The 1,747-nt window shown below is 65.2% G+C and carries 1 pseudogene; it reads left to right on the top strand.

Annotation, left to right across the window (positions count from 1 at the left end):
• Nucleotides 1–1,747: pseudogene (locus VBE63_RS28710) on the top strand (cyclic beta 1-2 glucan synthetase); the annotation flags it as partial.

Genomic DNA, 1,747 nt, shown 5'->3' with positions numbered 1-1,747 from the left:
TACCCTGTGGCGGCTGGGCGTTAGTCGGCGCGGCCTGCTCGAATGGACCGCGGCGGGCGATCTAGTCCGAAGGGATCAGGGGCTCGCCGCCATTTACCGCAGCATGTGGATCGCCCCGGTGTTGGCGCTGATCGCAGGTGCCGGTCTGGCCCTGCGTGTACCGATGGCACTGCCGGTGGCTGCGCCGATCCTGCTGGCCTGGCTGGCGGCACCGCTGCTGGCCTGGTGGATGAGTCGTCCGCTCAAGCCACGTGAAGCGCATCTGAATGCCGAGCAGACCGAGTTCCTGCACCGCAGCGCACGCAAGACCTGGGGCTTCTTCGAGACCTTCGTCGGCGCCGACGACCATTGGCTGCCGCCGGATAATCTGCAGGAGCATCCGGTGGCGGTGGTGGCGCATCGCACCTCGCCGACCAATATGGGTCTGTCGCTGCTGGCGAACCTGGCCGCTTATGATTTTGGGTATCTGCCCGCCGGCGCACTCATGGCCCGCACCAGCGCAGCGCTGCGCACCATGACCGGATTGGAGCGCCATCGCGGCCACTTCTTCAACTGGTACGACACCCAATCGCTGCAGCCGCTCGAACCCCGCTACATCTCCTCGGTGGACAGCGGCAACCTCGCCGGTCATCTCTCGACCCTGCAACCGGGGCTGCTGGCGCTGATCGACGCGCCGATCCTGAATCCGCGCTGGCTGGAGGGTATTGCTGATACCTGGCAGGTGCTGACGGAGGCGTTGACCGCAACGACCTCGAGGTTGACCTTGGCTTCCATGACTGGGCGACGGCCAGCGCTATCGGCGCCGCTTGCGCGTTTTGATCAGCAGCTGAAGGCTGCTCGCTTGGCGCCACCGACCGATCTGAATGAGGCCTGCGGCTGTCTTGGTGTGCTGAGCGCGGAGGCCGAAGCAGCGGCGCGGGACCTGGATGCTGGCGCGAGCGACGAGGTGGCGGCCTGGACGCGACGTCTGGCTCAGCAGTGCTGGGCATTGCGGGATGATCTGTTGTTCTTGGCGCCTTGGCTGCACTTGCATGTCGAGGCTGCAACGGCCACTGCAACTGCATCTGAAAGTACTCGCCTGCCCGATTTCTGTGGGCCTGTTCAATTGGGCGCCCAATCGACGAACAGCAAGAACGACCCGAACAGCCTCGAAACGCAAACAGCAAACGTCTTGTCTGTCGTGGACAAGAGCCGGCAGAGCGACCTTGCACTCACGCTGCGTCAGCTGGCCGCGCTTGAGCAGACTGGGCTTGACCGGCCGGTGCTGGCACGCATCCGCGAGATCGAGCAACTGGCGATCACCGCTGGCAGCCTCTCCCGGCTCGACTATAACTTCTTGTTCGACGAGGCGCAGTCGTTGCTGGCGATCGGCTACCGGGTCGCCGAGCGCCGGTGCGATGAGAGCTACTACGATCTGCTCGCTTCCGAGGCGCGCCTTGGCTGTTTCGTCGCCATCGCCCAGGGCCAGCTGCCGCAGGAGAGCTGGTTCGCGCTCGGCCGTCTGCTGACCCGCGCCGTCGGCAACACCACGCTGCTGTCCTGGAGCGGCTCGATGTTCGAGTACCTAATGCCGCTGCTGGTGATGCCGAGCTACGACAACACCCTGCTCGACCAGACCTATCGCACCGCAGTGGCCCGGCAGATCGCCTATGGCAAGGAGCGCGGCGTGCCTTGGGGGGTGTCGGAATCCGGCTACAACGGCGTCGATGCCCAGCTCAACTATCAGTACCGCGCCTTCGGCGTGCCG

Source organism: Lamprobacter sp. (assembly GCF_034860625.1).
In the GTDB taxonomy this organism is placed as follows: Bacteria; Pseudomonadota; Gammaproteobacteria; order Chromatiales; family Chromatiaceae; genus Lamprobacter.
Note: the sequence above shows the minus strand (reverse complement) of the source record. Positions and strands in the feature narration are given on the sequence as shown.